Raw genomic sequence first — 13700 nt, forward strand, 5'->3', positions numbered from 1 at the left:
ATTTAGCGGTAAAACACGTATGTAACCAGATAAGAAGTGCTACCAATTAAGTGTTTCAGGTAACGGACAGCGGTTTTTCTTTTCAAAAACAGTTCATGCTAAACTGTCGGCACTTTTGAGGCACAGTATTGTCAGGATTTATGAGCAAGAAGCAGCACTATACGCCAGGTGAATTTCAGTGGTCTTTTTTGTTACCACAGTATTGGGGCATTTGGCTTGCGATTGTCTTTCTGATGTTACTGGCAATACTACCTTGGGCAGTCCAGCACCGTATGGCAAAGCTTCTAGGCAATGTAGCATTTGAACGGTTGAAATCTCGTCGCAAAACTACTGTCCGTAATCTTGAAGTATGCTTTCCAGAGTGGACAGAGGAACAAGTTCAGCAGCAGGCCCGTGAGGTATTTATTGACATGATGCTGGGGGTTTTTGAAACCTTGAATGCCTGGTATAGCCCTACCTGGTTTAATGGCCGGGTGAGTATTGAAGGACTTGAACACTTAAACCAGGCACAAGCCCGACAGCAAGGCGTGTTACTGCTTGGTACCCATAGCACCTTGCTAGATGCTGGCGGTTATATTTGCTCTCAATATTTCAGTCCAGATGTGGTGTACCGCCCTCAAAATAATCCGCTTTTAGATATGCTGATTTACCGCTGCCGGGCAACCATCTATACCCATCAGATTGATCATGATGACATGCGCGGCCTCATTCGGCACCTGAAAAATGGCCGTGCGATCTGGTATAGTCCGGATCAGGATTTTGGATTAAAACAAGGCGTAATGGCGCCTTTTTTCGGAGTGCCTGCCGCTACAGTGACTGCCCATCGGCGCTTATTGAAAATTTCCAGGGCAGTTGCCATCCCCTTATATTTTTATCGTTACGGTGATATTAAGGATCCCAAGTATCGTATCTTGCTTGAGCCCGCACTTGAGCAGTTTCCAGGTGAAGACGAAGTAGCTGATGCAACCCGGGTAAATTCCATCATTGCGCAACAGCTACGGATTGCGCCTACACAGTACATGTGGTTTCATCGGCGTTTTAAAAGCCGTCCAGAAGGCTATGACAAAATTTATTGAGCTATTGAAAATAGTAATTCAACAGTGCAATGAGCCCCCTATTTAACAAGAGAATAAATATGAAAGTGATGCAACTGCTTCCAGAGCTCAATAGTGGCGGTGTAGAGCGCGGGACACTTGAAATTGCACGGGCACTGGTCAGCCAAGGTCATCAATCTCTGGTCGTGTCCAATGGTGGCCGGCTGGTAGCCCAGTTAGAAGCCGAGGGTTCTACTCACTTAACATTGCCTGTTCACAAGAAATCATTGTCCAGTTTATGGCAAATTCGTCCACTTCGAAAATTAATTATGCAGTATCAACCAGATATTGTTCATGTACGCTCGCGCGTACCGGCTTGGCTGACACACTTTGCCCTACGCGGCATACCCGCTTCACAACGTCCACATCTGATCAGTACTGTACACGGATTTTATTCAGTTAACCGTTATAGTGCGATCATGACTCAGGCAGAGAAAGTCATCGCAGTTTCCGATAGCGTGGTGCAGTACATTACTGAACATTATAAAAACTGCCCGCCTCAAGATATTGTACGGATTTACCGGGGTATCGATCCCAAAGCTTTTCCACATGGCTATCAGCCATCAGCGCAGTGGATTCATCAGGTTTTTGTAGATTATCCTCAACTTGAGCATAAATTTCTGCTCTGTCTGCCCGGACGGATTACCCGCTTGAAAGGTCATGAAGTGCTCATTGAAGTGATGGCTGCGCTTAAACCCTTTTATCCACAATTACATGCTGTCGTTGTAGGCGGTGCCGACCCAAAAAAACAGGCCTATTTAGAAGAGCTGGCTAACACTATTCAAAACAAGGGACTGGGCGATGATATTACGTTTGTCGGTCACCGTTCCGATATCCGCGAATGGCTGGCTTTCTCAGATGTAGTGTTATCACTTTCAACTCAGGCAGAAACTTTTGGTCGTACTGCTTTAGAAGCTTTATCAGTTGGAACACCAGTTATTGGCTGGAATCGCGGTGGTGTGGCTGAAATTCTGGCAAAACTTTATCCGCAGGGACTAATTCCCTCCGAAGATATGAATACTTTACTTGGCACCATTAAACAGCATATTGACCAGCCACAGCAGGTCGCACCTGTCACCTTGTTTAGCCTGAGTGATATGTGTCAGCAGACACTGGATTTATATCAGCAGGTGATCAATTCTAAAGAGCAGCAATATTGAAATACTGTAAATTAAAAGATTAATAGTATTTAATCTATCCAGTAGATTTTTAATAGGGTTGCTTAACTTTCAAATGGCTTAAACTCGATTTCAAGCTATACTCTAAAACATAAACCCGAGTTCTGCTTCCTGCAAAACTCGGGTACATGAGGTTGTGCTTTCAACTTACTTTATTCTTATAGAGTGGTTTTCCCTACCAACATCTTATCCTTGATGTATACCATCAGCATTTAACTATCCTTAAGGGATTTTCCATTCCCAGTTCCTTGTGCTGATAGACTTAGAGTAAGCTATACTTTGTTTTGCTGCTAGCCGTTTGGTGCCTAAATCGATGTAAGCAATTTCGTACACTTTTCTATGGCTTGAAAGTAGGTGTAGGTACTTGTTCTTTATAAGGCTCTACAATTTCATCTGTTAAAGTTTTTTCTTCCTGTTCAGCTTTGGCAACCCCCTGTTCGATGGCTTCTTGCGCTTCCTGCTCATCGGCTGCACTCTGCTCCAGTTCTTGCTGTGACTGCTCAAAAACGCGGCCACTTTGTAAAACGATATAAACTGGAAAGTGGTCAGAGCCGACATGACTTAGCCGCTGCATATCAACCAAAGCAAAATCAGTACTATGAAAAACATGGTCTAACGACCAGCGAAATAAAGGATAATTGGCATGAAAGGTATTTACAAAATGCCGGCCTACCCACGGGTCCAGTAAACCGCTAATACGCTGAAACAAGCGTGTTGTACGTGACCAGGCCACATCATTTAGGTCGCCCATTACAATACAGCTCTTGTCCATGTCTTTAATCTGATCACCCACAATCAGCAGTTCAGCATCACGCAAGGTTGAATCTTTGGCCTCAGTTGGACTTGGCGGTTTGGGATGTAGACAGAATAGCTGTACCGGTTGTCCTGAACGTAAACGTACAGTGGTATGGATGGAAGGAATTTCATCACTTAAAATAAATTTGACTTCAGTATCTTCAAGCTTTAAACGGCTGTACAGATGCATGCCATATAAATTATCAAGTGGTACAGCTACCCGGAAGGGATAATCTTTTTCGATTCCTGATAGTTCATTTTGCCAGGTCTGATCAGTTTCCAAGGTAAGTACTATGTCTGGCTGATATTTTTGAATCTGCTCAATCAATAGGTGATATTGAGTATTAGGGGTCAGAACGTTCGAAACGATCAGTGAAATCTGCCGTTCAGGATCCAGCTGTTCTGGTTTGACCTTTTTGACCTGTTTTTTCCAGACAAATGTATAAGGCAAAACCATTTTTAGCTGATAGGCAATCGCTGCAATCAGGCCAACAATCCAGATTTCACGCCATATAGTCCAGTCCGCCTCCCAAACCAGCATTAAAACAAGTATGACCATACCTGCTGATAATAACTGTAGCCGTGGAAAATCTGCACCACGAATCCACCATTCGTCACGGGGGATCAAGGACCAGAAGCTGAGCCAGATCACCATACCGGCCATAATTTCTATCCAGATCATATTCACACCAATAATTTATAATTTTTTGAATAAATCAAACAAGTTAGCGTTCTACTATCTGCTCTATGTAGCACAGTTATAAAATTATTCACAATATTATTTATGTAGTGCTTGAAGTTGCAAACACTTTTGTTACACTCAAACCCCCTTTAATTTTTTAACGCACCGAGGCAAAGAGACAATGAAAGTAGGTCTGGTCGGTTGGCGCGGGATGGTTGGTTCTGTCCTTATGCAACGTATGGTTGAAGAGAATGATTTTGCTCATTTTGAGCCATTCTATTTTTCTACCAGTAATGCAGGTGGTGAAGCACCTGTATTTGGTGGTAAAACTGCCCCAGCACTTATGGATGCTTCAGACATTAGCAGTCTGAAGCAGATGGATGTCATTATTACCTGTCAGGGTGGCGACTATACCTCTGAAGTCTTTCCAAAACTGAAAGCGGAAGGCTGGAAGGGTTACTGGATTGATGCGGCCTCGACCCTGCGCATGAGTGATGATGCCATTATTGTCCTAGACCCGGTCAATCTCAACGTGATTAAGGATGCGCTGGTTAAAGGTACCAAAATATTTGTAGGTGGCAACTGTACCGTTTCCCTAATGCTGATGGGCCTAGGTTCACTGTTCCAGCATAATCTGGTGGAGTGGATGAGTGCCATGACCTATCAGGCAGCTTCAGGTGCAGGTGCACAGAACATGCGTGAACTGATCACCGGCATGGGATATTTATATAATAATAGTAAAGATCTGCTCGATGATCCCAAGTCAGCTATTCTAGATATTGACCGCAAGATTGCAGACTTGCAACGTGGTGAAGGTTTCCCTTCAGCCAACTTCGGTGTGCCACTGGCCGGTTCACTAATTCCATACATCGACAAGCAGCTTGAAAATGGTCAGTCGAAAGAAGAATGGAAAGGTCAGGCCGAAACCAATAAAATTCTGGGAAATTCACAGATAGTACCTATTGACGGGCATTGTGTACGTATTGGCGCAATGCGTTGTCACTCTCAGGCTCTCACCATCAAGCTCAGAAAAGATGTACCTCTTGATGAAATTGAAGAGATGATCCGTTCTTCAAACGAGTGGGCCAAGGTGGTGCCAAATACCCGTGAAGCCTCAATGACTGATCTGACTCCAGTAGCAGTTACAGGTACTTTATCTGTGCCAGTAGGTCGACTGCGTAAACTGAATATGGGTAAAGAATATTTAGGTGCTTTTACTGTAGGTGACCAGTTACTTTGGGGAGCTGCCGAACCTTTGCGTCGTATGCTTCGCATTTTAATTGACTATAAAAATGTTTAATTAATTTTAAGTATTTTAATAAATAGAACCGGTCGACCATGGCCGGTTTTTTGTAATTGTAGTTTGAATAATTTCCACTGCCTTTATGGCAAGATCATGTATACTTTTTGTGTTTGCATTGTTTTCAAGCTCCAGATCAAGATGACTGTTTATAAGAAATTAAAAATTGCTGTCCTAGCCATCATGACATCGCAAACAGCTTCTGCGATCATCATTGAACCAATTCAAGTGCAGTCCGCACCTGGAGAGCTTCTGTATGCAGAAATGGCTTTCAGCCAAGCCGATACAGATGAAAACATGCAGGTCAGCCTTGCCAGCCCAGAAGATCTGGCGAGCTTGGGAATTCAGCATCAGCCACCGGGTCATCTTAATTTTTTTAACCGTCGTAACGGTCAGGGCACTGGTGTCATCGTGATTACCTCTTCTCGCCCTCTCACCAGTTCCGAACTGAACATTGTGGTTAAGGTTAAAGAAGGAAATGCTACCCGGCTACAGCACATAAAAACCACACTTAAACCCAGCCAGACAGTGCCATTGCGAGCCTCGGTTAATGAAAAACCGCTTGTGCCTGTCATGGTTACTGAAAAAGATATTGCCCTGAATTTGCCAGAGAGTACGGCGTATCAGGTCACCCAGCAGAAAAGCCGTAGCCCGCTCCCTGGCAAGCAGGACCGGCCATTGTTAATCAATAACAGCCGTCCCCCTGCATTAAGTGGTTCGGCTATTTCTATCGTTCAGCAGCCAAGTTCGGTTGCATCTTCTATCGTACAGCCAAAAGATACACTTCATAGACAAGAGCAGGCACTGAGAAATAAAACGCAGCTTTCCGCTACACCTAATACAAGGCCTAGCACAACAGCTTCTGCCAGACCGAACCCCACTACGCAGTCTGCATTAACAGCAAAAACAGGATCTAGCGCCAAGAAAACTGCTGAACCCCAACAACGGAAATTAGCTGTAAAACCAGCAATCACTTCTACTACCAGTAGCAGGGCTCCGGTAGAACAGCCCCATACTTATGTAGTTCGAAATAATGAGTCACTCTGGACTATTGCATCACAGGTTGCAGCCCAAACCCAACAGCCTGTTACAAACGTAATGCAGCAAATCAAGGAAGCGAATCAGCATGCATTTATTCAGGGAGACGTGAACCGGTTACGTCGTGGTGCAGTTTTAAATTTAAATGCTCAACCTGTGATGACACAGAATAAATCTCGTCCCAAAGCTGTTTCTCCTTCTTATTCACCTAAGACAAAATACCGTTTAAATGAAGCAGAAATGAGCTTGGTCGCTGAAAGTACAAAAAATACAGCTCAAGGAAATGCTAAAAGAAATAACGACCAGTCCATGAGCAGTGCGGATTTAGTATTAAAAGTTATGACAGCTCGTGAAAAAACCGTTAAATTACAGAAGAACGTAACGCAGCTGGATCTGGCATTACAGAAAAAGGATCATAAGATCCAATTATTAAATGCCCGGCTGGCGCAGCTCGAACAGCAACTCAAAGCACAGCAGACAAAAAAATAGGTCAAGACGCAGTTAAAAAGATTTTAATCAGAAATCAGCTGCCATGATGGTTCAGTATTAAGGGGTTTAAATTATGTTGTTGTATGTGATTCCATTTGTCCTGCTCTTGGTCATCGCAATTTTTCTTAAAAAACTTGAAGCTGCCCAGCAGGATGACAGTTCTGCAACAAAAGGAAGTTCACGGAAAAAAGCGTCTAAAAAAGTTGCAAAAACCAAAGCAGTTAAAACTACTCACAAGCGTAAAGCGGCTCGCATTGTAGAAGATCCGATAGCAACTCAACAAAAAACGTCCACCCCTATTCCTGCTGATGTTCATCGTAAAATTGAGAATCTGATTGAACAGCGTAATTACTTTTCTGCTGAAGCACAGATTAATCAGGCACTGAACCGTGATAACACTCAGCATGAATTATATTTATTATTACTTAAAATTCATCTAGACCAAAAAGATGAATTTGCTATAAATCAGCTGATTCAGCATCTTCACTCTTTGGGATTAGAGGAAATTGCCAGACAGGCAGAACAGAAGTATCAAGCTTATAATCAGCAACAGCAACCTGATGCGATCGAGTTCGCTGTAACAGATGTTCCTGAACCTGCTCCTGTCACTCCATCACAGCCACATGCACACAATAGTGCTGATTTTGATGCTCTGGTACAGCAAGCCCCAGTAAATATTCCCGTTTTAACGCCTTCATTTGATGAGTTACAGGCAGAACCAGTCCCATCTGTACAACCTAAAGAAGCTGTAGTTGAACTTGCGCCCTTAGAGTTTAATTTCGGTGAAATCAAGACAAAACCAACAGAACCCGAACAGCCGCCACAAGCCACTGTCCTTGATCAAGATAGAACTGTTGATTTTTCTCTCCCACTTGAGAGTCAAGAAGAGCGATCTACAGACAAGACAGCTCTTGCTCAGGAGCAAAGTCAAAACCAGTCCGTACCACTTGCGCTGGACTTCAATTTTGGTGAGCTTCATCTGAGTCCTCAAGAGGAAGAGAAACCTGAAAGTGTCAAACCGGTAACTCTTGATTTTGAAACGGTTCCGTCAGCAACCCATGCTCCAGCATCCGGTTTAGATTTCAAACTTGAACCCGTTGAAATTTCGACTGAACCTGCCCTGTCTGAGCCACAAGTTTCATCTGTTCATGCTTCTGAGACATCAGCTGTAGTTTCAACAACTGATATTCACCAGAATGATCCTCTGGTTCAGGCATTTCCCGAATTGGCACAGATCAATGCCATTAATTTGGATATGGAATTGGCGCAGCGCTATGTCGAGTTGGGCGCCTATGAGTCTGCACGTCATCTGCTTAGCCAGAATCAGGACCAGTTCAATCCTGAACAGCAAGAACAGTCAAAAAAAATACTCAATCAAATAGCTTCTTGAGTGTGTTCAATTTAGTATAGGGCAGTCATATGACTGCCTTTTTTTATGATGAAAAAGATTGCTTTACTTTATATGGGAGGAACTTTCGGCTGTGTAGGTGAGCCATTGACGCCCATGCCGGAAACAGAATTTCTCCCTAAACTGCAAAATACTCTTCCTGCCAAGTATCAGGTCGACTGTCTTGCTGCACCCGTAATTAAAGATAGTAGTGCCTGCAGTGCTGCTGACTGGCTTTTGCTTGTACAGTATATACAGCAGCTTAAAGTACGCTACACTTACTTTGTGGTGATCCATGGTACAGATACGTTAAGTTATGCTGCAGCATTGCTGGCACGTTTTTTAGGCCAGTCTTGCCATGTAATATTAACAGGTAGCCAGTATCCGTTGCTTGATATCCAAGGCAATGTCCCCCGGGTATTTACAGATGCTGCCGATAATCTATATTTTGCCTTGGAACAGGTTTCCCGTAAACCGGCCGGAGTCTATCTGGCATTTCACCAACAGGTTTTTCATGCCCAGTCTGTCATGAAAATGCATACTACCGAGCTGGATGCTTTTAAAGGAATAGAGGCTGGCCAGGATTTCCCTGTTTATAAGGAAGAGATTTCCGTCCAGGATAATATAATTGAACAGGCGAAGAGTTTTAACCTGATCAGCTGGCAACTTCAGCCTCAACCTGTAGAACATCTCATCAAGAATTTGGGCTTATTACAAGATGAACCTCCACACTTTTTAATTCTACAAGGTTTTGGCACAGGAAATCTGGCAGTTAACCAAGCTGTTATCGAATGCTTGCAAGAATTTCAGCATAAGGGCTGCTTACCTGTTCTGGCTACTCAGGTTCCTTTTGGCAGCATGGATCAACGCTATGCAGTCAGTAGCTGGGTTAAACAAGCCAATATTTTAGTCAATAACACATATAGCAATGCAGATCTTTATGCAAAAGCCCTGCAAATCTATTTAAAATATCCATCTTGCGAGCAACGGTATCAGGGCTGGTCTACGCAGCCTTAAAAGAGGAACAGTATGCAACGTTATGCAGTCGGTATAGAGTTTTGCGGCATTCGCTATCGGGGCTGGCAAACTCAGCAGGCCGGTGTCCCGAGTGTGCAAGAAACTCTGGAGCGGGTTTTAAGTAAAATTGCCGATGAAAAAATTATTCTGCATGGTGCCGGGCGTACTGATGCTGGTGTACATGCCACTAATATGGTTGCACACTTTGATACCCATGCCATTCGCACGGAACGCGGCTGGATGATGGGTTCAAACAGCCAGTTACCAAAAGATATTGCACTACAGTGGTTACACCCCATGGGTGAAGATTTTCATGCCCGATTCAAGGCCTGTGCCCGCCGCTATCGTTATGTCATTTACAATGCCCCATATCGGCCTGCCTTACTGCATAAACAGGTGACTCATGTTTATCAGCAGCTTGATATTGAAAAGATGAAGAAAGCTGCAAAAAAGTTTCGTGGTGTACATAATTTTGAAAGCTTTCGTGCTGCTGCCTGCCAGTCTAACCAGCCGATACGTGATGTAACTCACTGCGAGCTGTTCGAGCACGGACGTTATCTGGTCCTAGATATACAGGCCAATGGTTTTCTGCATCATATGGTCAGAAATATTGTAGGTTGTTTGCTAGAAGTCGGACAAGGCATGTATGACATTGACCATATTGATAGTATTTTTGCAGCAGAAGACCGCCGTGCTGCAGGTATGACCGCCCCTGCAGATGGACTGTATTTTATTCAGGCTTATTATCCCGAGCAGTTTGCATTACCGCAATTACCACTTGGCCCACATTGGCTTAACTTGCCAGAATAGAAAATGCCGGTCTCAGACCGGCATTTTTTTAACGCTGTTTACGTTTTCGGTACTCTACCGGCGTTTCATTGGTCCAGCGCTTAAAAGCCCGATAAAAGGTACTCGGTTCAGAAAAGCCTGTCAGATATACAATGCGTTCTACACTTTCACTGGTATTGGCAAGAAGCTTTTTTGCCAGTCGGCAACGGTAATCAGAGAGTATTTGCTGAAAACTGGTATTAGCTTCACTCAGTTGGGTGCGTAGGCGTCGAGGCGTGATATTCAACTGGGCAGCTACAGTTTCCAAGGTTGTTTCACCACTTTCTAGTGTAGAGCCGATCGCACGCCGCACTTCTCCGACCAGGTCATAACGCGCCAGTTCCTGCAATTTTTCCAGTGCCAGCTGTTCATGTAGCTGTAATAATTCCGGCTCGGCCTGCCATAAGGGATAATCTAGAATAGAGGGGTCAAAATACAGGCGGGGTTCTTTCTGGCCCAGACTGACTGGACAACCGTAAACCCTCAGGTATTCATCTGGCGATGCGCCTTCACTAAAATTAAAATCAATGAAGATCGGGGTGAAATTCCCCTCGGTAATAAATTTGAAGAAGCGTAGCACGCCTGACATCGCACACTCAGAAAAATGGCGGTTAACCAGATTATCAGGAGAAGCTACTGATCCGTTTGTTAAATAGCAGCTGTCTTCTTCTATGATAAGTTTAGCATGGAAAGCATCACTGATCAGACGCTGATAAGCCAAAGCCCGTTTCAGGCCTTCGCCAAAATTATCACTACTAATAAAGAGATGTTCAATTACCTGGCCCCGATATAACGGCAGATGTTCACCTAGATGTAACCCGATATCAGCGTCTTTACTGACTTCTTCAGCTGCTGTCCAGAAAGCATGTTGTGCACTTAAAGGTGTACGTGCATTGATTTCAACCTGATTCAGTGCAACGCCTGCTTTTGTTAATATTTCTTCGGTTGGTAATCCCGCACGACGAATCGCTTGATAGCCAAATCGCAACACAACCGATGCATCAGTTAGCTGACCCACGCAATACCCTTCCTTGTATGTTATTCATTTATACTTAAAACATTAATTTTAGATTAACTGTGATTGGCCGAACTGACAACTCTATTCAGGTATTTTTTGTTGAAAATATTTATGAAATGACTTCGCTTAATTTACTAGCAGCTGGAACCTCGACAGGCCTGATGTGTCTTGTGTTTGACACAAAAATTGGCTATAATTTGCGCCTTTCCAATTTGATCATCAGGTAGGCTATGGCCAATAAAGAGGAACTCATTGAGTTCGAAGGCGTTGTCACCGAAACGCTTCCTAATACTATGTTCCGTGTCCGTTTAGAGAATGGTCATGAAGTGATTGCACATATTTCTGGCAAAATGCGCAAGCACTATATTCGTATTTTGACTGGCGACAGCGTTAAAGTTGAAATGACGCCTTATGACTTAACTAAAGGCCGTATTACTTATCGTGCCCGCTAAGTCTGAGTAAATATAAAAAGCCACCTCTATTTTGTGGCTTTTTTTATACCTGTTTTTATATTTTATAAATTACCTATCCGAATTTCTTTATAGATTCCTGTATTTGATCCCGCCTTTTATCGTGTTTTACTGTTCTATAACGCTTTATGGTTTTTAAAAATCTTAAGCTTGATACTGTTTTCTGATTTATAGGTTAGATCATGAACAGTTTAAAACTTGTTTTCCTAGGTCTGGGCTTTACCGGTTTATTGACTGCCTGCACCACAACCTATCAGGCACAGCCAAATCTCGATACTTATCTGGAACAGTTTATTGGGCAATCTGCTGAACAGATTAAAGCCAAGATTAATCTGCCAGCTTTAGGCTATGAGCTTAAAGGTTCACCAGTGCAGACTACAAACCAGCTCAGCTATACGATTTTGCGACCCCTTGCTGTACCTATTCCGTCTGGCCTGCAATCTGTAGGCACAGGTGGAGCTGTCATTGCCCCCCCTACCAGTTTAGGTGCCAACTCTTATGAAATTGATATGTATTGTCAGATCAGTTTTATTCTTCAAAATAATATTGCCAAAGATGTGCAATATCGTGGCCGTTCCTGTTAGCTCATCCTATAACTAAAATAAAAAACGCAGCATAAGCTGCGTTCTTTATTTCTTTTTTAAATTAGCCGAGTGCCTGCACTACTGCCTGGCCCATTTCAGCAGTTCCGATTTTCTGCATGCCTTGTGACATGATGTCTGCAGTACGCAAGCCCTGGTCTAATACCTGGCCTACTGCATCTTCAATCGCTTGAGCTGCAGTTTCTTCACGGAAAGTATAGCGCAGCATCATGGCAACCGACAAAATAGTGGCTAGCGGATTGGCAATATTCTGGCCGGCAATATCAGGTGCTGAACCATGACAAGGTTCATACATACCTTTACCATGTTCATCCAGTGAGGCAGATGGCAGCATTCCAATCGAACCGGTCAGCATTGCAGCTTCATCAGAGAGAATATCCCCAAACAGGTTACCGGTTACGATGACATCAAACTGTTTTGGCGCACGTACCAGCTGCATGGCTGCATTGTCGACATACATATGTGATAATTGGACCTCTGGATACTGCTCCGCCTGAAATGCAGTTATTGTCTGCTTCCAGAGTTCAGTGACTTCAAGTACATTGGCTTTATCAACCGAGCAGACTTTTCCACCACGCAGTCCAGCAATCTCAAAAGCGACTTTAGCTATTCGCTTGATCTCAGATTCGCTGTATACATCGGTGTTATAACCCTGCTTTTCACCATTTTCCAGTTCCCGGATTCCGCGTGGCTGGCCAAAATAGATTCCACCCGTTAACTCACGTACGATCAGGATATCCAGTCCAGCTACAATTTCAGGCTTTAAACTTGAAGCATCTGCCAGCTGGGGATATAAAATTGCCGGACGCAGATTAGCAAACAGATTCAACTCGCTACGAATTTTAAGAAGACCACGCTCAGGACGGATTGAACGTTCAATCGTATCCCATTTAGGTCCACCTACAGCCCCAAGCAGAATCGCATCTGCCTTTTTTGCCTGCTGACTGGTAACTTCAGGGTAGGGTTCACCATGTGCATCAATTGCGGCCCCGCCCAACAGTCCCTGTTCCCAGCTCAAGTCCAAACTAAATTTTTCATTCACACGGTGAAGGACCTGTTCTGCTGCTGCAATAATTTCAGGTCCGATGCCGTCGCCAGCTAAAATGAGGATGTGTTTGGACATATGCATTTCCATAATTTTAAAACCAGCGTATATCTACAGCTGATGAGCGATTAAAGTTTCTTTTCCACAAACTCGCCCAAACCCGTCAATACATTATAAGGACGGCAGAACCGGCGAATCGTGCGTTTTTCCTGTTGCAGATCGACACAGAGCGGATCAGGTGCTGAAACATTTAGCAAGCTTCCGGTTCTGCTTGAACGATCACGAAACATGTGAAAGGTGTAGCGCTGATTAGCCTTGAACTGATGAATAACATGCAGTTTTTCAGCCCGATCCTGCGATATAGGATAAAAACGGATTACCACTTCATACTGTTTGGCTGGAACTGACAGGTACAACGGATTCGGCTGGCTGAGGGAACTGCCCTGCAAACGTACAATTCCTTCACGGATTGCTTCCGAATTTACCCGATGTGTTAAGGGATCAACGATTTGAATATCATTAATCCGCTCAAATTCACAGTTTTCTGTTCCTGAACAGTAAATCAGCGCATTCGTCTGAGATTCTGGTTTTTCCGCATATTTAATACGGACAGTGTCTACCGCGTTCTGAGTACTTTGACATGCACTAAGTAACACGCCACATAAACTGATAATAACACTATGGCCGAATATCCTGTTCATCGTCCGAGCCCAACCTCATATATAGAGAAACTATAAATATTTTTATAGTCAAACAT

Annotated in this window: 13 protein-coding genes; 9 read left to right on the forward strand and 4 right to left on the reverse strand. The window is 43.7% G+C overall.

Annotated features, from left to right (window positions below):
• Positions 1–140 precede the first annotated feature (140 nt).
• Both J502_RS00915 and J502_RS00920 read left to right on the forward strand, forming a co-directional pair.
• On the forward strand, positions 141–1076 hold the full coding sequence (locus tag J502_RS00915) for an LpxL/LpxP family acyltransferase (RefSeq protein ID WP_034682719.1): 936 nt from the start codon (positions 141–143) through the stop codon (positions 1074–1076).
• Between the two features lie 59 nt (positions 1077–1135).
• The gene (locus J502_RS00920; protein ID WP_034682721.1) at positions 1136–2254 is read left to right on the forward strand and encodes a glycosyltransferase family 4 protein; all 1119 of its coding nucleotides are present in this window, start codon (positions 1136–1138) and stop codon (positions 2252–2254) included.
• Positions 2255–2609: 355 nt separating this feature from the next.
• Here J502_RS00920 and J502_RS00925 read toward each other — a convergent pair whose 3' ends face one another.
• Entirely contained in the window at positions 2610–3749 is a 1140-nt protein-coding gene (locus J502_RS00925) for an endonuclease/exonuclease/phosphatase family protein (protein WP_034682723.1), read from the reverse strand.
• A 181-nt stretch (positions 3750–3930) separates the two neighbouring features.
• Between J502_RS00925 and asd the strand changes: the two genes are divergently transcribed.
• From asd to truA, 5 genes are all read left to right on the forward strand, one after another.
• Positions 3931–5049 (forward strand): aspartate-semialdehyde dehydrogenase, encoded by a 1119-nt coding sequence (asd, locus tag J502_RS00930; RefSeq protein WP_034682725.1) that lies wholly within the window; start codon positions 3931–3933, stop codon positions 5047–5049.
• Between the two features lie 141 nt (positions 5050–5190).
• Positions 5191–6576 carry a type IV pilus assembly protein FimV gene (locus J502_RS00935; RefSeq protein ID WP_034682802.1) on the forward strand — a complete coding sequence of 462 codons (1386 nt, stop codon included), beginning with the start codon at positions 5191–5193 and terminating at the stop codon, positions 6574–6576.
• Between the two features lie 73 nt (positions 6577–6649).
• The gene (gene fimV / locus J502_RS00940) at positions 6650–7966 is read left to right on the forward strand and encodes a T4P machinery localization factor FimV (protein WP_034682728.1); all 1317 of its coding nucleotides are present in this window, start codon (positions 6650–6652) and stop codon (positions 7964–7966) included.
• 48 nt (positions 7967–8014) lie between these two features.
• On the forward strand, positions 8015–8980 hold the full coding sequence (locus J502_RS00945) for an asparaginase (protein WP_249301486.1): 966 nt from the start codon (positions 8015–8017) through the stop codon (positions 8978–8980).
• Positions 8981–8992: 12 nt separating this feature from the next.
• A complete protein-coding gene (gene truA / locus J502_RS00950) occupies positions 8993–9790 on the forward strand; it encodes a tRNA pseudouridine(38-40) synthase TruA (RefSeq protein WP_034682733.1) in 798 nt (265 codons plus the stop codon).
• A 28-nt stretch (positions 9791–9818) separates the two neighbouring features.
• Here truA and J502_RS00955 read toward each other — a convergent pair whose 3' ends face one another.
• A complete protein-coding gene (locus J502_RS00955; RefSeq protein ID WP_034682735.1) occupies positions 9819–10826 on the reverse strand; it encodes an AraC family transcriptional regulator in 1008 nt (335 codons plus the stop codon).
• Between the two features lie 230 nt (positions 10827–11056).
• Here J502_RS00955 and infA point away from each other — a divergent pair, with 230 nt between their 5' ends.
• Together infA and J502_RS00965 are read left to right on the forward strand one after the other, a co-directional pair.
• Entirely contained in the window at positions 11057–11278 is a 222-nt protein-coding gene (gene infA, locus J502_RS00960) for a translation initiation factor IF-1 (protein ID WP_001284370.1), read from the forward strand.
• Between the two features lie 200 nt (positions 11279–11478).
• Positions 11479–11880: a hypothetical protein gene (locus J502_RS00965; protein WP_005023252.1), complete on the forward strand. Its 402-nt coding sequence runs from the start codon at positions 11479–11481 to the stop codon at positions 11878–11880.
• A gap of 61 nt (positions 11881–11941) precedes the next feature.
• Here the strand turns inward: J502_RS00965 and leuB are convergent, their stop codons facing one another.
• On the reverse strand, positions 11942–13021 hold the full coding sequence (leuB, locus tag J502_RS00970) for a 3-isopropylmalate dehydrogenase (RefSeq protein ID WP_005016753.1): 1080 nt from the start codon (positions 13019–13021) through the stop codon (positions 11942–11944).
• 50 nt (positions 13022–13071) lie between these two features.
• A complete protein-coding gene (locus J502_RS00975; protein ID WP_034682737.1) occupies positions 13072–13644 on the reverse strand; it encodes a hypothetical protein in 573 nt (190 codons plus the stop codon).
• Positions 13645–13700 lie beyond the last annotated feature (56 nt).

This window comes from Acinetobacter sp. 1294596 (genome assembly GCF_000582925.1).
GTDB classification, from domain to species: Bacteria; Pseudomonadota; Gammaproteobacteria; order Pseudomonadales; family Moraxellaceae; genus Acinetobacter; species Acinetobacter radioresistens.